The organism is Moritella sp. JT01 (assembly GCF_001574435.1).
In the GTDB taxonomy this organism is placed as follows: domain Bacteria; phylum Pseudomonadota; class Gammaproteobacteria; order Enterobacterales; family Moritellaceae; genus Moritella.
On record NZ_LOCN01000015.1, the window covers coordinates 22,325 to 41,600 of the forward strand.

The window sequence follows — 19,276 nt, forward strand, 5'->3', positions numbered from 1 at the left end:
CTTCTTTATAAGCAGAATTATTACTATTCTTTCGAAATAAAGATCGGCAACTCAGCTGACGTCATACAATTTTCAGTTAAATCAAACGTAGCACTAAACTAGTTTTTTACCATTACGAACGAACGCTGGTTTAGTTACTGCAACAGTAACAAGCTTTTTGCGCATTTCAACGTCAGCCGTTTCACCGATTGATGCTGGAACACGTGCAAATGCAATACTAAAACCAAGTGTTGGTGAGAAGCTACCACTAGTGATAACGCCTTCACATGCTTCGCCTGCTGCGTTAGTGAATACGACTTTTTGACCAGTACGTAATACACCTTTCGCTTCAAGTACTAAACCAACAAGTTTGTCAGTGCCTTCTGCTTTTTGAGCCGTTAGCGCTGCGCGACCGATAAAGTCACGTTCTTGTGGTTCCCAAGCAATCGTCCAGCCCATGTTAGCGGCTAGCGGTGATACAGTTTCATCCATATCTAAACCATAAAGGTTCATGCCAGCTTCTAGACGTAGTGTGTCACGTGCGCCTAGACCTGCTGGTTGAACCCCTGCGTCCACAAGTTTCTGCCATAAATCGCAAGCTTGGTCTTGTGGTACGACAATTTCATAACCTGCTTCACCGGTATAACCCGTTGTAGCAATAAACAAACTACCCGCTTGTACACCAAAGAATGGCTTCATGCCTTCAACTGCGGCGTTTTGCTCTGCAGTAAATACAGTAGCGGCTTTTTCTTTGGCTTTCGGGCCCTGTACTGCAATCATAGACAGTTCAGGTAATTCAGTAACGTCTACAGAAAATTCTGCAGCTTGTTTGTTGATCCATGCTAAATCTTTAACACGCGTCGCTGAATTCACCACTAAACGGTAGTATTCATCATTGAAGAAGTAAACGATAAGGTCATCAATAACCCCACCATCTTGTTGTAACATTCCGGTATATAGTGCTTTACCAGAAACAGTTAATTTTGCCACGTCATTGGCAAGTAAATAACGTAAGAACGGCTTAGCGTCAGCGCCTTTGATATCAACGATGGTCATGTGTGACACATCGAACATACCCGCATCTTCGCGTACAGCATTATGTTCAGCAATCTGGGAACCGTAATTGATTGGCATATCCCAACCATGAAAGTCCACCATTTTTGCCCCTGCTTCTACGTGCTTCGGGAACAGTACTGTTTGTTGAGCCATTCTATAATTCCTTTAATTGACAGTTATTAATCAAGACTTTGGGATCAAGTAAAATTGCTTTCTTGTTTTCATATTAAGCTTTCATGTAAAGCCTATTACATGATAATAATTCGATTATACCCTTAGAAAGCATTCGTTAAAATTATTTAAGGAATAGAAAATCTAATGGTTAATCAAATGATAATGCGCGCAAGGCTAACACTTTAATAGAGAAAAAAGTTATTCATGGGGAATAATGACGTCGTAGATCACAAAAAAACCAAGCGGAGCAGCTTGTTTTGCTAACTTCAAGCTATATTGACAATGATTAAGCTGTGAAGATCTTGGATAGGAACGGCCTCAGCATTAATATAACTAATGCAAACCGGGGTGTTTGCATTAGTTATGCTCATCGTTAACATAAGGTGCAAGGTTGATTAATTACACTATTTAACGATTATGCCAGATCAGCTTAGCGAGTGCGGTCTACTTTAGCCAGATCAGGTAGCTCACCATCCAACCCCATGGCACGTTTAATGAAGCTTTGCTTTAGCCCAGGTAATGTATTAGATAAGGTTAGACCAATATCACGGAAAATACGTTTCGCCGGATGACCACCACTAAACAAACGCTTTAACCCTTCCATGCTTGAGATCATCACCGCCGCTTCGGCTTTACGCCAGCGTTCAAATTTACGCAGATGGGCATGGGTGCCGATATCTTTGTTCGCGCGATGATTTTCTAATACACATTGCGCCAAACTTGCCGCGTCTAACAGACCAAGGTTAACACCCTGCCCTGCTAATGGATGAATGGTATGCGCAGCGTCACCAATTAATGCGACTCGCTCGGCGGCAAAACTACGGGCATAACGCATTTTAAGTGGGAATGCCTGACGTTGACCTTCAACTTTGCACAGCCCTAAACGGCTATCAAAAGCCACGGTCAGTTGTTTGTTGAATTCGGTGTCGTCCATTGCCAACAATTCAGTGGCACGCTCTGGCGGTAGTGACCAGACGATCGAACACAGATCCGGTTGCCATAACGGTAAAAACGCCAACGGCCCTTCTGGATTGAAGATCTGACGGGCGCAGGCTTGATGCGGTTCAACCGTGCGAATATTAGCGACGATGGCATGGTGATTATAATCCCATGTCGTCAGCGGAATATTCACTTGTGCACGCGTCCATGAGTTGGCGCCATCGGCACCCACAATCAGCTTCGCATACACAGGTTCTTGATCTTCTAAGGTTAACCAAGCCGCATCATTAGCACGACTTAATTTACGAATACGGGTACCCGTTAATAAGGTAATGTTGCTGGCTTTTTCAATTTGCTCTAGCAGTGCTAATTGGATCACTTTGTTTTCAACTAAATGACCCAAGGTGTCTGTCATTAGCGCATCGCCGTCAAAGTTGATCTGGCCAAAGCCGTTACGATCCCAAACTTGCATGGCGTTGTACGCTTGATGGCGGCGACTTTCGATACCCGCCCATACATCTAAATTTTGTAATATGTTTTGGCTTGCGCGGCTTAGCGCACTGACACGTAATTCAGGTGATTCACCTAATTCACGGTCGATTTCATTACCTTCGATAACCACGATCTTAAGGGTGGTTTCCTTCAATGCTGCAGCAAAAGCAAGACCAACCATGCCACCGCCAACAACCGCAATATCATAAGATTGCATATAACATCCTAATCCGAATCTTTTAAAATAACTTGAACGCGCCAAGTGCTTGACGTGCTAATGCGCGTTTATATTCTGGTTTATAGCCCATGGTATGCAGGGCTAAATTACGACCAGCCACCAGCGGCGCATAATTATTAGCAAACAAGGTCGCTAATGAGGTCGTCATCCAGATCGTCTTTTGATGATCGCCTTGACGCTTGTGCCAGTAACCTTTAGTTACGGCTTGATCACCCACGTCTTGCTCGGCTAAAAATGCCTGTTCAATTTGATGATGCAAAACAGCCACGTCGCGTAAGCCTAAGTTATAACCTTGACCTGCAATCGGGTGTAATGCATGCGCTGCGTTACCAACCACAATACTACGATGTTGAGTTGGCTCTAACGCTTCTGTTAATAGCAATGGGTATGAAAAACGTTGACCGGTTTTAGTAAACTTACCTAAGCGATAGCCAAAACGCTGCTGTAAACGCAATAAGAATGCATCATCACTCAAGGCCATGATCGCATCCACTTCGTCACTGCGCACTGACCATACTAATGAACTGCGTTGATCTTTCATCGGTAACAGTGCCAACGGTCCCGTGTCAGTAAAACGCTCGAAAGCTTTACCTTCATGGGGTTTACTCAAACTCACATTGGCAATGATCGCGGTTTGCTCAAAATCGGTCACTTCAATTGGCACATTGGTTAACTGGCGTACCATTGAATTGTTACCATCGGCACCGACCAATAACTTACAGCGTATTTGCTGGCCGTCGTCGAGGGTAAGATCAGTATGACTCACTTGACGATCGAGGCTAACTAACTGATTGGGGCAGTACCAATTGATGTTTTTAATCTCGGCAAGATCTTGTTGGAATATATGCCCTGCGGTTTGCAGTTCGATCACTTGCCCTAATGCAGGCAAATTGTATTCACTGTGATCGAGACGGGTGATCCCCCAGTGGCCACGATCAGACACATGAATATGCTTAATGGCCGTTGCGGTCGGTGCGATCTTATTCCACAAGTTGAATTGGGTTAAGATCTTTTGTGAACCGTAAGATAATGCAATCACACGCGCATCAAAACCAGGATGATTACTGGTGGTTGGTGGATTAGCATCAATTAAGGCTATCGATAATTGACGGCCATCTTCGCGTTGTATTTGGCTTACGGCGTGCGCAAGCGTTGCGCCGACCATACCGGCACCTACAATTGCAATATCATATTCAACCACTGACATTTCGATCCTAACAAGTTATTGAAATTAAAAAACGATGACACTATAACAAAAGCTAACAACGACAAACAATACGAATTATAAGATCACAATACTTAAGATAGTGATGATCTAATGCGTATTTTACCCTTCAAAACGAGTGTCGATTGGTAAATAAGCTAAAAAGCCTTGTTGTAAGTGATCAAATTGGGCTTTACCCACCAGTATTTCGGTCGAGTTTAACCCCTGTGTCATCTCTGGTTCTGCAGCGATCGCTTCTTCAACACCGGCTTTAGCCGCTAATAATGTCCACGCATACGCCTTTAATTTATCGGGTTCAACACCTTCACCGCGATAATACATGACCGCAATGTTCTGCCATGCTTGGGTATAACCTTGTTCAGCGGCTTTGTTGTACCAATCAAATGCAGCGGTATGATCTTTAAAACAACCCGAGCCCTGATCCAACATGCTAGCCAAATTATACTGCGCCTGTACCAAGCCTAGTTTTGCTGCTTGCTCAAAATAGCTGAACGCCAGCACCGCATTCGGCTTACCCAGCTGTCCTTGTAATTGTAGCAATGCTAAATTAAACAGCGACTCTGGATGCTGACAATCGGCAGCACGTTGATAACAGCTTACCGCTTGGCGAAAATAAGCTTGCTGACCATCACCTTGTTCATATTGCAGCGCTAATAAATACAAGGCTGTCACCACACCTTCATCGGCTTGTGCACGACAAAATTCAAACGCTTGTTGTGGGTCCGTATAGGCATGATAAGTTTGGCTGAACTGGGTATTACGTTGCACATGCTGTTCGCGGGTAAACGCCGCTTCAGGCCAAACAATAGGGGCTGCAGAGGAGCTCGACTTACTGCCTAACTTGGCTGTTAATTTATTTATTAAAGACATAAAACATTCCTTGTCCTATCTACTTACAACGACAAACAGTACCTCGCCATAACCCGTGTTATAACAAGTATCCTTTTAGGGTCGCTTGCGATAAATCATCTTTTGAACAGATAACGGTATAAAGCATACCGTTATCTAATCACATATATCGATATTAATGTAGTACTGGTGCCACGTTAGTATCACGGTCACTTAATTCGTTAAAGCAATAAGTTGCGCCCATACGTACGTATTCTATGATCTCGTAAAATGCTTCTTCTGCTTCGTTGCTATCATCTTCGGCATCTACGTCCAGTTGCGCAATACTCGCAAAGTCAGCAATCAATTCTTTCACTTCATCGCTGGCTTTCGTTGATGTCGAATGCACCATGCCAAAACCACCAAGGAAACCTTGCAGCCATTCAGCTAATGCTTCCATACGTGTTTCTAACGGTTGGTCCATATCTGGGATCAACAATTCAAAACCTAACGTCATGTCTTCCAATGCAGCTTCGCTAACATTATATATGTCAGCTAATACTGATTCCAATGTTTCTGGAATACCGAGGCCTTCGTTAATCAACTGATCAAACGGTTCTAACCAGGCTTTACTGTCTAGCTTGATGCCACCACATAACAAACCACAGATCACACCGTGCACATCGGCAGGGTTCACTAATAAATCACTGCGTTGTAGCTGCGCGTTTACGTCAGCAAAAAGAGGAAGTTTAACTTTATCCATGCGGGACCTTACCAATAGATTAATGTATTTAGAATAATGTGGGCTATATTAACCCAGATCAAGACCATAGCCAAACGAATGCCGCCCCCGCATTGGCCAGTCCTTAATCACTTTTAACCGACTGCCACTGCGTTAGCTTGGTTCTACTGTTCTTGATCATAACATTGCAGTTCAAGCCAGCGGCCTAGTTTCAAAATATCTGTTTGCTTGGCGCGCGATTTTTTATACACAAAATAGAAGTTATCTCCGGTTAATATCTCGTGCATGGGGAGCCGCACAAGATATTGCTGCCGGTCTTGATCATTCATTAAGTAGTGATTAAGCAAGGTAATCCCTTGATCATAACGTGCCGCTTCCGCCGCCATTAACATATGACTAAAATAGTTCATTTTCGCCTCTGCGGGCAGCGTAAAACCACCTAACTCACACCAACGTTTCCAGTCTTCACCCAGTTCATCATCGGGATATACCGATTGCACCGACAACAAGGGATGTTGCCACAAGGCATCAGGTAAAGGTTGATCTTGGATCTGTTGCCAAAGTTTTTTTCCGCACACCGGATATAAACGCTCTGCATATAAAAACTGACTGACAAAATTACGCTTCGGTGGGTTCACGGTAATAAAACAATCCGCCACTTGATCGCTACAATCAGGTTCATCTGCCACCATGTTTAATGACAGTTCAATCTCGGGATATTGCTGGCGTAAGTTATCTAACCGTGGGATCAACCACTTTACCGCCAACGAGCTGTATAAGGCTAACCGGATCTTGCCCGACTTACCTTCTCGGAGCTGTTGACTGGCAGTAGAGATATTCGCCAATGATTGACTGACTTCTTCGTAATAACGCTCGCCCATATCAGTCAATGACAAGGTTCGTCCTTTACGGTTAAACATCGATTCCCCCAGATACTCTTCTAACTGACGTACCTGATGACTGACCGCACTTTGAGTAATATTAAGTTGGTCGGCCGCTTTGGAAAAACTGTTAAAACGGGCAACCGCTTCAAAACACTGCAACGCACGTAACGGGGGAAGTTTCACTATTAGCTCAGCTCATACTAAAAATATATTTATCATTATACTTCATCACAGCTTTTGGAATATGCTAGCCACATCACACTTTTATCTTTCAACTAACCAGCCTTGTTTGCTGTTTATGTTGCTACTTATGCTTTTTATTACTTTATATTTTTATAGTTGGAATTCACCATGCCTAAAATGTCTGTCGGTTTAGCAATGATCTTGCTCATTATTGGTAATATTGTTGCCGTTTTTTCTGATGCCTTAATTAAGACGTTATCGGACGATACGGCCGTGTATCAATTTGTGTTTTTCCGACAACTGACAGCCGTACTGCTGCTTATCCCATTTTGTTTAAAAAGCAGCAGAAAGAGTTTTATTGATGGACTAAAATGGCATGCGATACGGGGTCATATTTGGTTGCTTGGCGCAATATTCATGGTTTATGCCATCAGTGCCATGCCATTAGCCACCGCAAATGCGATCTTTTATGCCGCCCCATTAATCATGTTGCCAATGGCAATGTTATGGTTTCAAGAAAAACTCACCTCGCATTCTATTGCGGCGGCAGTATTAGGCTTTATTGGGGTATTAATTGTGATCCGCCCAACCGAAATTGATTGGGCTGCAACAGCGGCAATCGTGGTGGCATTTACCCTCGCTGCGAATAATTTATTGATCCGAAAACTGCCAAAACACCAAACTGTGTTCCAAACGCTGCTATTAACCAATTTAGTCGGTATGCCAGCATCATTAGGCTTAGCAGTATGGGAAGGCCAACCGTGGGATTTCGCCCCATTATTAACAGCGGCCGGCTCTACCTTGTTTATCCTTATCTATGCGGGATTTTGTGTGATGGCCTATCGCTCTGGTGACGCCAGTAAAATTGCCAGTGCCGAATACAGTGGTTTAATCGGTGCCGTGGTAGTGGGTCTGATCTGGTTCGATGAAATTCCAGATATCGGTATGGCGATTGGTACCGTCTTTATTATTCTGCCTTTATTGTGGCTAGCAAAAATCGAAGCGAAAAATAAACGTTTAGCTGCGCAAGGAAAAGCGGAACAAGAATTAAACACCGCATTGCCTAAACCGACTTTAGCGACAAATACAACTGGCGCGTAACAGATAGACCACTATACTTAGATGTTATTTACGACCGTTACACAATGCTGTGATAGCGGTCAAATTACCGCGTAAATTAGAGTAAAATAGTTAACTGACTGGTCTACTTTTGACCTGTAAATCCCCGTATTTTATACCGATTAATCCAAACCAATGCATAAAACCGAGACTAAGCTGTTGGATTTGTGGGCAACTTGATTAATCTCGATCCGGAACTTAAAATTTCAATCCCATAACCCCTTGCAATGCTTACTATTGCGATATATAGTCAACTCAGACGTATCAGCCAAGGCGCTTGATATAGCCCTTGTAGCCAGATAACTTAGAGTATAGCCATGAGTACAACTGCGGTTGACATTACAATATTGGGTCGCCACTTTAAAGTCGGTAGTCCAAGTGAAGAAGTAAGTGAACTTCATAAAACAGCGGCAATACTGAATACTAAGTTAGAAGAAATACAATCGAAGACACACATCAAAAATTTAGAGCATTTAGCTGTAATGGCGGCATTAAATTTTTGTCATGAACTTCGCCAAGAACGTCAAAAAACAAAAGAATATACAAATACCGTAGATGATCGTATTCAGTTATTACAAGACACTATTGAACGTGCCTTGGTTGATAATAAAATTGATACAACACCGTCTGCAGTATAACCAAATAACCCTGGGGTGATTGGTATGCGGGTTATGTCCCTGAGCCGATAATCACACTTTATAGGCTTTCATTCCTGTTGCCATTGTGCAAGCTCAGCTCGTACTGAGAAGCCTGACGCAGCAGCTTGAATAGCCGACCTGAACCTTCTGGTTCAGGACTAAACCTTGTAGCCGCACCCTGGGGCCCCTTTCTTGTGTTAACAGCAATCTATTACCGAAAGTCTCCATTACCGATTTTAACCAGTATGGAATCTTGTTTATGTCTGATTTAACACCATCGATTGTCACCACCCGAACCGAAATAAGACAACAAATACGCCAGCGCCGTCAGCAGCTTTCAACACAGCAGCAACAGCAAGCTGGGATAGATCTACTCACTCAGTTTCGTCAGCATCCGCATATTCAACACGCCCAGCATATTGCGATCTATTTACACAATGATGGTGAACTCAATACCCAGGCCGTGATTAACTGGTGTTGGCAACAAGGCAAACAAGTATACATCCCGATTTTACATCCGTTTAGCCACAAACAATTACTGTTTACCCGGCTAACGGCTAATACCCGATTAATCCAAAATAAATACGGCATTCACGAACCCCAGCTGGATGTCAGCCAAGTGATCCCTTATCTCGATTTAGATCTAGTGTGCAGTCCGTTAGTGGCTTTTGATCTAGCTGGTAACCGTTTGGGTATGGGCGGGGGTTATTACGATCGCACTTTTTCCCAACATCAGTTTGTACGTCAAGGCCAGCAACCTCCCTACGTATTGGGCTTAGCACACGATTGCCAACAACACGACGACTTACCTATCGCCCCTTGGGATATACCAATTAAAGAAATCATTACGCCATCAAGAACACTGGCATTTTCTTAACCATACGTCATTGGCATATTAGGGGAATTTAAGTATATAATCAGATCCGCAATACACCACAGTATCAAGCCAATCAATAATAATGGATATAACATGACTCAAGATGAATTAAAGAAAGCAGCAGGCTGGGCAGCATTAGAATATGTTGAAAAGGATAGCATCATTGGTGTAGGTACCGGTTCAACCGTTAATCATTTTATTGATGCACTAGGTACGATTCGCGAAGACATTAAAGGCGCAGTTTCAAGCTCTATTGCATCAACTAAGCGCTTAGAAGCACTGGGTATTGAAGTATTAGATTTAAACTGTGTCGCGCAACTTGATATCTATGTTGATGGGGCGGACGAAATTGACGGCAACAACAACATGATCAAAGGCGGTGGCGCAGCGCTAACACGTGAAAAGGTCGTTGCTGCAGTAGCAAAAAAATTCGTGTGTATTATTGATGATACCAAAAATGTCGATGTTCTCGGCGATTTCCCACTCCCTGTTGAAGTGATCCCAATGGCACGCTCTTACGTGGGACGTGAATTAGTGAAACTCGGCGGTGATCCCGTTTACCGTGAAGGTGTTGTGACTGATAACGGCAATATTATTCTGGATGTCTATAACATGCAGATCACAGATCCAAAAGCACTCGAACTGGCGATCAATGGTTTAGTGGGCGTAGTAACAAATGGTCTATTCGCGGCTCGCGGCGCAGATGTTGTGCTAATCGGCACGCAAAATGGCGTTAAAATAACTAAATAATAATATGAAACTGGTGTTATCGAACAACACCAGTTTATCCCACCCCTTGCACACAACCACTCACATTATATAAGTATAACAATTGGTTATATTAAACTTTATTTTAAAAATAAACATTTTTATAGTCCCAAAAATAATTTTCTAAGCAAATCAAACAGCCATAGATCATAAACTAACTATTTTCTTTGATTTTCGTCACAAACATTCACTAATGAAATAAAACCTGCTACTTTAGCAATTAGTTCTATTTACAAAACAAAATTAGTGCGATTTGCGAAATATGTGATAAAGGAATTTACATGACCAACCTCTCTCTTCAGAAAGATAAGATCAAGATATTGCTTCTTGAAGGACTACATCAAAGTGCAGTCGATACGTTCACCAATGCTGGTTACACGAATATCGAATCGATTAAAACAGCATTAAGTGAAGAAGAACTGTGTGAAAAAATTAAAGATGTCCATTTTGTTGGTATTCGCTCCCGTACACATTTAAATGCAAACGTCATTGCTGCTGCAGAAAAGCTAGTTGGTATTGGTTGTTTTTGTATTGGCACAAATCAGGTTGATCTTGCTGCGGCTCAAAAAGCGGCGATCCCTGTTTTTAACGCCCCATTCTCGAACACCCGTAGTGTGGCAGAATTAGTACTTGGCGAGATCCTATTATTATTACGCGGTATCCCTGAGAAGAATGCGAAGGCACACCGTGGCGAATGGCAAAAATCAGCAACGGGCTCTTACGAAGCACGTGGTAAGCAATTGGGTATTATTGGTTATGGTCATATCGGTATTCAATTAAGTATTTTGGCCGAAAACTTAGGTCTACGTGTGAAGTATTATGACGTAGAAACCAAGCTTTCACTGGGTAATGCCGAGCAGATCATGAGCATGCAAGACTTATTAGCAACGTCTGATATTATCTCGCTACACGTACCAGAAACCCCACAAACGAAATTGATGATGGGCGAAGCTGAATTTGCACAAATGAAAGATGGTGCAATCTTCATTAATGCTTCACGCGGTACTGTGGTTGATATTGATGCGCTTGTCTCAGCACTGGAAAGTAAGAAAATATCGGGTGCTGCGATTGATGTATTCCCTACCGAACCAGCATCAAATAATGATGAGTTCATCTCACCGTTACGTCAGTTTGATAATGTGATCCTAACACCACACGTGGGTGGTAGTACCCAGGAAGCACAAGAAAATATCGGCTATGAAGTGGCTGGTAAACTGACTAAATATTCTGATAATGGTTCAACCCTGTCTGCTGTTAACTTCCCTGAAGTATCACTACCAGGCCATGAAGGTTCAAGCCGACTGATGCATATTCACGAGAACCAACCGGGTATCTTAAATCAGATCACCCAAGCGTTTGCTGAAGAAGGTGTGAATATTTCTGGTCAATACCTACAAACTGCAGGCGATATTGGTTATGTGGTTATTGATGTTGAAAGTGAACATGCTGAACGTGGTTTAGCAAAACTTAAATCAATTAGCGGTACTATCCGTTCGCGTTTATTACGCTAGATAGACCCCGCTTAACCTTCCCCTTGCAAAAGGGGTGGGATTAAAAAAGCCTGTCAGTTTGCGCTGACAGGCTTTTTTTTGGGTTATTTTTGTGGATATAGCTCACCCAGTAAACCCGTGACCCATTGATGAGTCTGAGTTTGGCTTGAACGTTGATGCCATGCAGCCACAACCTCGAAACTTGGTAATGGCTCGGGCAATGCAATCTCAACTAATTTGTCATTGGGTAACATACGTGAGGGTAAAAATGCCAACACCCCCATCGCCTCAATACAATCTGGGGCTGCCGAAAAACTGGGTAGTGACATAATAATATTACGCTGAAAACCCTTTGCCGCGAACCATTCGTCAGCAGATCCCTTTAGACTCGCGCGTGAAGGTGAAATAACCAATTGTGGCGCGGCAGCAATCTCTTTTAAACTCAGTCCCTGATATTCACTCGCCACAGCCTTAGCCGCAACACAAACATGATGCTCTTCATACAGCAGCATCGAAGGACAAGTGATCGGAATAAACGCGGGAAAGGTTAACGCTAAATCAATCTCGCCAGTGGCCATTAACTGCGTTAAATTATCCGATTCAAAGCGACGAATGATGATTTTTAAATGCGGGGCATGCTGTCTAATTTGCACTAATAAAGAAGGTAAAATAACGCGCATTGCATAATCTGAGGCACTGATTTTATATACCCCATTTAATCGTTGTGGGTCGAACTCTGCTAATTCAGTTAACTCCCCTATGGCCATTAATATTTGTTGGATTTTTGGGGCTAATTCTTGCGCTTTTGGGGTTGGTACTACGCCATGACTGCCACGAATAAAGAGCCGATCTTGGAATATATCCCGCAGTTTTTTCAATTGCTCACTAACCGCTTGCTGAGTGATACCTAGCTTAGCGGCAGCTTTCGTTAAGCTATGTAATTGTAATAATGCAGCAAGCACCCGTAATTGTTTTATTTCTAGCTTACTGATATCAGCCATATTTGTTTCTCATACACACTTCACTTGATTTTCATTGTACCTAAGCGGCGATATAGTTCAACTCATAAGCCACTCACGAGATAAAGACCATGATGAAAAATGACGTATTATTCACGCCGACTAAATTAGGCACACACGTTTTAAAAAACCGTATTGTAATGCCTCCATTAACACGTTCGCGCAGTACACAGCCGGACAATATCCCAAATGAATTAATGGCTAAGTACTACACTCAGCGCGCTTCCGCTGGGTTTATGGTAACCGAAGGCACTCAGATTGAACCTCGTGGTCAAGGTTACGCATGGACACCGGGTATCTACTCTGATGCACAAGTTGAAGGTTGGAAAAAAGTAACTAAATCAGTGCATGATGCAGGCGGTATTATCTTTGCTCAACTGTGGCATGTCGGCCGTGTTTCACATACGAGTTTACAACCTGGTGGCGCAGCGCCCGTCGCACCATCTGCAATTATCGCGGATACCGTGAAAGTGTTTATTGAGACGGCGCCTGGTGAAGGTGCATTGGCAGATCCAAGTATGCCACGTGAGCTATCAACCGCAGAAGTAAAAGAACTTGTCACCCTGTATGCGCAAGCTGCGAATAATGCCATGAAAGCGGGTTTTGATGGGGTTGAATTACATTGTGCTAACGGTTATTTAGTGAATCAATTTATCTCAGAACACAGTAATAAACGGTCCGACGAGTACGGTGGTAGTTTAGAAAACCGTTTACGCTTCTTAAAAGAAATCACTCAGGCAGTAGCCGATGAAGTTGGGAAAGAAAATGTCGGTGTTCGATTTGCACCACTGTTTGCAACCACTGACGATGTACGCGTTTATCTGGGTTTAGTGGAAGATAATCCACATGAGACGTATATCGAAGCCGTTAAAACAATCGAGAATATCGGTATTGGTTACCTGTCATTAGCAGAAGCCGATTGGGATAATGCACCTGATTTACCTGACGCTTTCTATAAAGACGTACGTGATACCTTCTCAGGCACTATCATGTATGCAGGTAAATACTCGGTAGAAAAAGCCAAACATATCCTTAACCTCGGTTACGGTGATATCTTTGGTTTTGGCCGTCCATTTATTGCTAACCCCGATTTACCAGCTCGCATTAAACATGATTGGACATTCAATGACGTTGATCCAACAACAATGTACGGTGGTACAGAAGTAGGCTACGCGGATTACAGTGAATATTCAGCTTAATTACACCTAAAAAAAACCTGCTAAATCAGCAGGTTTTTTATTCATTAATCTTTAGTCGTTTCTTTCACTATCGTTAGCTCGACCCAGCTATTTGGTTCAGCATTCAATTCCATCACATAGCTTCCCCATTCGTGTGTATTAACATGACTAATTTGCTTTTTTTGTTCCGAACAAGATAGGTTTGATAAGTACAAGTCCGTCATATCGGCACCTTTTATTTCAACCGTCATATTTTCACTATAAAATAAAACCAGTTTTTCATTCCATTCAGTAATTGCTAACTGTAAATATCCAACCCCATTCTCATTCATTTTGAATCTATAACCGCTATCAATATTAACATTGATTTCATGCTGCGCTGCTAGCTCTTTGGTTGCAGGTAACAACAACGCTTGCTGTAATTCTTGCCCACACGCCTTTGTATAATCCAACTTAAAGTTAGCATTTCTGCGTTTATTCACAGACTCTTGACTATTACTATCTGTGGCGGCAAAAACAGACGCATTCAATAATAATAAAATGGAAGCCAATACAACGTGATTTGATTTCATAATCTAATAACCCTTAATGATTTTTACATTGTTTAATTATTTTTACATTGCTCAATAATATGTTTGAGTGTGTACTTTTTAATACCTTAATCGCGATAGACAAAGGGCGGTATGCAATTAGCGATATCTTCCCTACCCTTTAACTTCACTAATGCGCAAAACGGTGATGCATGTTCACTTAACCCATTTTGGGCGGGTACTGTTAAAGCATCTAAAAAGCTCAATAGCTGTAATTTTTCAGCGTTGGTTAAACTAAACCCTTTAATCAAAGGGTCTTTTTGTGCATGGTTGCGCCCGTCACCTTTATTCAGCCCCGATACAGTCAATCGCCCAGCGCGCGCATAACTCTCAATGACTGCAGTTAATGTGGCAAAGCTGCCATCGTGACCCCACGGGCCTGTCTTTGTTACATTAACCAGTGATGGTATTCTAAATTTACCATTATCATGATGACTGCCAGTCTCATTTTCTAATCCTTGCGCTTCAGCAGGATAATAATATTTATCGCCAGACTGAATACCATAAAGCCCTGTATTGGCAAAATTACTCTGATTAACCGCAGTCCTATTATTCAATAGCGGACCACCATGGCAAGCACGACAATTTAACCTTTCGCTATTAAAAAGCGTTAACCCTTTCTGCTGCGCAACCGTTAATAACTTGGTGTTACCAGTCTGAAGATATTGGTGATATGGAGTGTCCGTAGAGCGGATCGTTTTTACATATTCAGCCAAAGCAAATAACACTTTATCAAGGGTTACTTCAGTACTGCCAAAAGCATCCGCAAATAATACCGAATATGTGTCAGAGGCTGACTTTAATCGTGCGATTAATAGCTGTGGTTCCATGCCCATTTCTTCTGGATGCTTAGAAAGCAACGGACGCTTAATCGTTTCAACTAAACTGGTTAACTTAGTAGTGCCTTGCATATAAGTAGAATAATCAGCAACATTAAGTAAAGAAGGCGTGTTTAGTGTCGCTAACTGTCCATAAATATCAGGCGTTTTACTAAAAGTATTGCTCCAACCATGGTAAGGAGAATGACAGAGTGCACAACTTCGATTGCCCAATTTAGATAATCGGACATCATTAAATAAGTAACGTCCTAACGCTACTTTAGAGCGAGGTTCTGCGACTGCACTACCTAGGCTAAAAGCGCAGAACACAATTAACCATCTCAATAATCTAGATTTGAAGATATACATTTAGTTTTCTTTTAACCGTAATATTAATGTATTGATTTTACTTAAAACATTCTAGCATCCACTTTCTATAACTAAAAAAAATGCCGCAGACCTAAAGTCTGCGGCATTTTATTTAGCCGACTAGATTATTCGTATATTAACGAATAATTATAGTACGTCTACGCTGTTTAGATCTTTATGTGCTTGTTCTAGACGAGCTACTAAACTTGTTTGACCAGCGCGTAACCATACACGTGGGTCATAATGTTTCTTGTTTGGAGCATCTGCGCCAGTTGGGTTACCAATTTGACCTTGAAGGAATTCTTTTTTACCTTCGTAGTAGTTCTTGATACCGTCCCAAGTTGCCCACTGTGTATCTGTATCGATGTTCATTTTGATAACACCGTAACCGATTGACTCTTGGATTTCAGCTTCACTTGAACCAGAACCACCGTGGAATACGAAGTTTAGAGAATTAGCTGGAAGGCCGAATTTCTCTGAACAGTATGCTTGTGAATCACGTAGGATAGTTGGTGTAAGTACAACGTTACCTGGCTTGTATACGCCGTGTACGTTACCGAAAGATGCAGCGATAGTGAAACGAGGGCTGATTGCCGTTAGTTTCTCATAAGCGTATGCAACGTCTTCAGGAGAAGTGTAAAGCTCAGATGCGTCCATATCAGAGTTATCTACGCCGTCTTCTTCACCACCAGTACAACCTAGTTCGATTTCGATAGTCATGTCCATTTTAGACATGCGTGTTAGGTATTCACCGCAAGTAGCGATGTTTTCTTCTAGTGGTTCTTCAGAAAGATCTAACATGTGCGAGCTAAATAGTGGCTTACCCGTTTGTGCGAAGAACTCTTCACCCGCGTCTAGTAGTCCGTCGATCCAAGGTAATAATTTTTTCGCTGCGTGATCGGTATGGATAATAACTGGAACACCATAAGCTTCAGCCATAACGTGTACGTATTTAGCACCGGCGATTGCGCCCATGATAGATGCGCCGTGACCTTCAAGACCAATACCTTTACCTGCGAAGAATGCAGCGCCACCGTGTGAGAACTGGATGATAACTGGTGATTTAGATTTTGCAGCCGCTTCTAATGCACCATTGATTGAATCAGTGTTTACCATGTTTACCGCGGGTAGCGCGAAGTTGTTTTCTTTAGCAATTGCAAAGATTTTTTGCACGTCATCGCCTGTTACAACACCTGGTTTTACAACATCAAAGATCTTAGACATAATATTAGCCTTATTGTTTACATATTTAAGTACTGAATCAGTCAGTACAAATTTTTAAAATACTTTTTGCCGCTACAGTTAATCTATGGTGATAGCCGTAGCAGCAAAACAACGATTAGTTATTCATCATTAGTTGCTAATGGTGAGTTACGCGTTTTTAGCACGTTCTTCTAACATAGCCACTGCTGGTAGTACTTTACCTTCTACAAACTCAAGGAACGCGCCGCCACCAGTAGAGATATAAGAAATGCCATCAGCCAAACCGAATTGATCGATAGCGGCTAATGTGTCACCGCCACCAGCGATAGAGAATGCGTCGCTTTCTGCAATCGCACGACCAATGATTTCAGTACCTTTAGCGAAGTTAGCAAATTCAAATACGCCAACAGGGCCATTCCAAATAATTGTTTTAGCTGCTTTGATCATCTCTGCAAGTTGATTTGCAGAATCTGGACCTAAATCGAAGATCATATCATCATCATTTACTTCTGACGCTGGTTTCAATGTTGCTTCAGCCGTTTCAGAGAACTCAGTCGCGACTAATACATCGGTGGCTACTGGGATGTCACATTTCGCCATTAATGCTTTAGCTGTATCAATTAGGTCATGCTCGCACAGTGATTTACCAACGTTATGGCCTTGTGCTGCGATGAATGTATTGGCAATACCGCCACCAACAACAAGCTGATCAGCAATTGTTGATAATGAATCAAGTACAGTTAATTTAGTTGATACTTTAGATCCACCGACAATGGCTAGAAATGGACGAGCTGGTTTGTCCATTGCTTTACCTAGCGCTTCAAGTTCTGCAGAAAGTAGCGGACCAGAACATGCGATTGGCGCAAACATACCGACACCGTATGTAGATGCTTGTGCACGGTGAGCGGTACCAAATGCGTCCATCACGAATACGTCACATAGATTTGCATATGCTTTTGATAATGCGTCTTCGTTTTTCTTTTCGCCTTTGTTAAAGCGAACGTTTTCTAATACAACTAATTCACCGACGTTTAGTTCTAAACCGTCTAGGTAATCACGCGCAAGTACAACGTTATTTTCTAATGCTTCTTTAAGGTAGTTTACAACAGGCTCTAATGAGAACTCTTGAGAGAATTCACCTTCAGTTGGACGACCAAGGTGTGATGTAACCATCACTTTTGCGCCTGCCGCTAGTGCAAGTTTGATTGTTGGTAATGATGCGCGAATACGTGCGTCAGATGTTACTTTGCCATCTTTCACTGGTACGTTTAAATCTGCACGAATTAATACACGTTGACCTGCAAGATCAAGATCTGTCATTTTAATAATATTCATCGTTCAATCCTTAAAGCTATCAATTTTATAAAATTTATTTCAATCTATTTTTCGCTAGCGTAGCGATGTAATGCGTCGTATCAAGTAGCCGATTAGCAAAGCCCCATTCGTTATCACACCAAGCTAATAATTTAACCAAATGTCCGTCGCTGACGCGTGTTTGAGTGCCATCAATGATGCTAGAGCGAGGGTCATGGTTAAAGTCTATCGATACCAGCGGAGCCTCGGTATAACCCAAGATCCCTTTTAATTCAGTTTCTGCTGCAGCGTGTAAACAATTGTTAATGTCTTCAACTGTGACGGATTTGCTAACCGTGATACTTAAGTCCATTGCTGTCACATTTAAGGTAGGTACCCGAACGGCAATGGCTTCAAATTTATTAGCAAACTTAGGTAAGATACGTTCAATCCCTGCTGCTAACTTTGTATCAACCGGAATAATAGAATGACTTGCAGCGCGGGAGAGGCGTAAATCAGTATGATAAGAATCGATTACAGGTTGATCATTCATTGCAGAGTGAATCGTGGTGATGGTGCCACATTTAATATCAAATGCACTATCCAGTGCATTGATCACTGGCACCATACAGTTGGTGGTACAAGACGCACCAGAAATAAATGTCTCGTCGCCCGTCAGCTGTTCATGGTTAACGCCAAACACAACCGTGGCATCAACATCCGAACTCGCAGGATGGGAAAAAATAACTTTTTTAGCACCCGCCGCAATATGTGCTTCAGCATCCGCTCTAGTGCCATATATACCCGTACAATCAAGTACGATATCAATGTCATGTTCCTGCCAAGGTAAGTCAGCCAATTCTGGGTGACGCACTAAATGAATACAATCATTTTCGATTTGTAATAGGTTATCACCCAATTGTACTGAGAATGGAAAACGGCCATGCGTTGAGTCATATTGGGTTAAATGCACTATCGCTTCAGGAGCCGCGAGTTCGTTAATCACAACGATCTTAATTTCGTCCTGACGGTTACTTTCATACAACGCTCGGACAACACTGCGTCCAATTCGTCCATAACCATTAATGGCAACTCTAACAGACATAATAGGGGGTATACCTAGTAACAAAAAACGAACTTCATTGTAGATTAAAATGAGGCAGAAGCGAATATG

At 42.3% G+C, this 19,276-nt stretch carries 18 protein-coding genes and 1 other RNA gene; 7 read left to right on the top strand and 12 right to left on the bottom strand.

What is annotated here, in order from left to right; genetic code table 11:
- Window positions 1-93 precede the first annotated feature (93 nt).
- The 6 genes from gcvT to AKG98_RS12870 all read right to left on the bottom strand — a co-directional run bounded on the left by gcvT (window position 94) and on the right by AKG98_RS12870 (window position 6,740).
- On the bottom strand, window positions 94-1,188 hold the full coding sequence (gene gcvT / locus AKG98_RS12845; RefSeq protein ID WP_067046305.1) for a glycine cleavage system aminomethyltransferase GcvT: 1,095 nt from the start codon (window positions 1,186-1,188) through the stop codon (window positions 94-96).
- 451 nt (window positions 1,189-1,639) lie between these two features.
- Window positions 1,640-2,857: an FAD-dependent 2-octaprenylphenol hydroxylase gene (locus AKG98_RS12850; protein WP_067046307.1), complete on the bottom strand. Its 1,218-nt coding sequence runs from the start codon at window positions 2,855-2,857 to the stop codon at window positions 1,640-1,642.
- Between the two features lie 22 nt (window positions 2,858-2,879).
- Window positions 2,880-4,085: a 2-octaprenyl-6-methoxyphenyl hydroxylase gene (gene ubiH, locus AKG98_RS12855; protein ID WP_067046310.1), complete on the bottom strand. Its 1,206-nt coding sequence runs from the start codon at window positions 4,083-4,085 to the stop codon at window positions 2,880-2,882.
- Between the two features lie 120 nt (window positions 4,086-4,205).
- Window positions 4,206-4,973, bottom strand: a complete 768-nt coding sequence (locus AKG98_RS12860) for a tetratricopeptide repeat protein (RefSeq protein ID WP_067046312.1) — start codon at window positions 4,971-4,973, stop codon at window positions 4,206-4,208.
- A 154-nt stretch (window positions 4,974-5,127) separates the two neighbouring features.
- On the bottom strand, window positions 5,128-5,694 hold the full coding sequence (locus AKG98_RS12865) for a UPF0149 family protein (RefSeq protein ID WP_067046314.1): 567 nt from the start codon (window positions 5,692-5,694) through the stop codon (window positions 5,128-5,130).
- A gap of 143 nt (window positions 5,695-5,837) precedes the next feature.
- On the bottom strand, window positions 5,838-6,740 hold the full coding sequence (locus AKG98_RS12870) for a LysR family transcriptional regulator (RefSeq protein ID WP_067046316.1): 903 nt from the start codon (window positions 6,738-6,740) through the stop codon (window positions 5,838-5,840).
- Window positions 6,741-6,908: 168 nt separating this feature from the next.
- Here AKG98_RS12870 and AKG98_RS12875 point away from each other — a divergent pair, with 168 nt between their 5' ends.
- The 6 genes from AKG98_RS12875 to serA all read left to right on the top strand — a co-directional run bounded on the left by AKG98_RS12875 (window position 6,909) and on the right by serA (window position 11,653).
- Window positions 6,909-7,841 carry a DMT family transporter gene (locus tag AKG98_RS12875; protein WP_067046318.1) on the top strand — a complete coding sequence of 311 codons (933 nt, stop codon included), beginning with the start codon at window positions 6,909-6,911 and terminating at the stop codon, window positions 7,839-7,841.
- Window positions 7,842-8,176: 335 nt separating this feature from the next.
- Complete coding sequence (gene zapA, locus AKG98_RS12880; protein ID WP_067046320.1) at window positions 8,177-8,497, top strand: cell division protein ZapA; 321 nt, start codon at window positions 8,177-8,179, stop codon at window positions 8,495-8,497.
- 4 nt (window positions 8,498-8,501) lie between these two features.
- A non-coding RNA gene (gene ssrS, locus AKG98_RS12885) (6S RNA) lies at window positions 8,502-8,686 on the top strand.
- A 70-nt stretch (window positions 8,687-8,756) separates the two neighbouring features.
- Window positions 8,757-9,374 (top strand): 5-formyltetrahydrofolate cyclo-ligase, encoded by a 618-nt coding sequence (locus AKG98_RS12890; RefSeq protein WP_067046322.1) that lies wholly within the window; start codon window positions 8,757-8,759, stop codon window positions 9,372-9,374.
- Window positions 9,375-9,467: 93 nt separating this feature from the next.
- Window positions 9,468-10,124, top strand: a complete 657-nt coding sequence (gene rpiA / locus AKG98_RS12895; RefSeq protein WP_067046324.1) for a ribose-5-phosphate isomerase RpiA — start codon at window positions 9,468-9,470, stop codon at window positions 10,122-10,124.
- 299 nt (window positions 10,125-10,423) lie between these two features.
- Window positions 10,424-11,653 (top strand): phosphoglycerate dehydrogenase, encoded by a 1,230-nt coding sequence (gene serA / locus AKG98_RS12900; RefSeq protein WP_067046326.1) that lies wholly within the window; start codon window positions 10,424-10,426, stop codon window positions 11,651-11,653.
- Between the two features lie 83 nt (window positions 11,654-11,736).
- On the opposite strand, the gene AKG98_RS12905 is transcribed toward serA, so the two are convergent.
- The gene (locus AKG98_RS12905) at window positions 11,737-12,633 is read right to left on the bottom strand and encodes a LysR family transcriptional regulator (protein ID WP_067046328.1); all 897 of its coding nucleotides are present in this window, start codon (window positions 12,631-12,633) and stop codon (window positions 11,737-11,739) included.
- 89 nt (window positions 12,634-12,722) lie between these two features.
- Between AKG98_RS12905 and AKG98_RS12910 the strand changes: the two genes are divergently transcribed.
- Window positions 12,723-13,850 (top strand): alkene reductase, encoded by a 1,128-nt coding sequence (locus tag AKG98_RS12910; protein ID WP_067046330.1) that lies wholly within the window; start codon window positions 12,723-12,725, stop codon window positions 13,848-13,850.
- 44 nt (window positions 13,851-13,894) lie between these two features.
- Here the strand turns inward: AKG98_RS12910 and AKG98_RS12915 are convergent, their stop codons facing one another.
- The 5 genes from AKG98_RS12915 to epd form a co-directional block, all read right to left on the bottom strand.
- A complete protein-coding gene (locus AKG98_RS12915) occupies window positions 13,895-14,401 on the bottom strand; it encodes a hypothetical protein (RefSeq protein WP_228140289.1) in 507 nt (168 codons plus the stop codon).
- Between the two features lie 86 nt (window positions 14,402-14,487).
- On the bottom strand, window positions 14,488-15,606 hold the full coding sequence (locus AKG98_RS12920; protein ID WP_067046334.1) for a cytochrome-c peroxidase: 1,119 nt from the start codon (window positions 15,604-15,606) through the stop codon (window positions 14,488-14,490).
- 147 nt (window positions 15,607-15,753) lie between these two features.
- Window positions 15,754-16,830 carry a class II fructose-bisphosphate aldolase gene (gene fbaA, locus AKG98_RS12925; protein ID WP_067046336.1) on the bottom strand — a complete coding sequence of 359 codons (1,077 nt, stop codon included), beginning with the start codon at window positions 16,828-16,830 and terminating at the stop codon, window positions 15,754-15,756.
- 147 nt (window positions 16,831-16,977) lie between these two features.
- Window positions 16,978-18,144, bottom strand: coding sequence for a phosphoglycerate kinase (locus tag AKG98_RS12930; RefSeq protein WP_067046338.1), 1,167 nt, complete (start codon window positions 18,142-18,144; stop codon window positions 16,978-16,980).
- A gap of 34 nt (window positions 18,145-18,178) precedes the next feature.
- Complete coding sequence (gene epd, locus AKG98_RS12935) at window positions 18,179-19,207, bottom strand: erythrose-4-phosphate dehydrogenase (protein WP_067046340.1); 1,029 nt, start codon at window positions 19,205-19,207, stop codon at window positions 18,179-18,181.
- Window positions 19,208-19,276 lie beyond the last annotated feature (69 nt).